Below are 402 nucleotides of genomic sequence, written 5' to 3' on the forward strand. Positions count from 1 at the left end.
CCGGCGAGCAGCCCCTGCGCCGCGGCTTCTTCATAACCAGTGGTGCCGTTGATCTGGCCGGCGCAGAACAGACCCGGCAAGCGTCGGCTTTCCAGACTGGGGTGGAGCTCGCGGGGATCGAGGTAGTCGTACTCGATGGCGTAACCGGGACGCAGCAACACGGCGTTTTCCAGACCGCGCATGCTGCGCACCAGTTCGACCTGGACACCGAAGGGCAGGCTGGTGGAGATACCGTTGGGGTAGACTTCGTGGGTATCGAGGCCTTCTGGTTCCAGGAAAACCTGATGCGACGCCTTATCGGCAAAGCGCACGACTTTGTCCTCGATGGACGGGCAGTAACGTGGGCCCACCGACTGGATATGACCACCATACATGGCCGACTGGTGCAGGTTCGCGGCGATG

At 62.4% G+C, this 402-nt stretch carries 1 protein-coding gene; it reads right to left on the reverse strand.

Translation table 11 applies throughout. The features are described from left to right. Positions 1 to 402, reverse strand: a 402-nt coding sequence (locus Q0C48_RS04980; protein WP_291522125.1) for an FAD-dependent oxidoreductase, incomplete at both ends; no start/stop codon positions are given.

This window comes from Acidithiobacillus sp. (assembly GCF_023255755.1).
Classification (GTDB): Bacteria; Pseudomonadota; Gammaproteobacteria; order Acidithiobacillales; family Acidithiobacillaceae; genus Acidithiobacillus.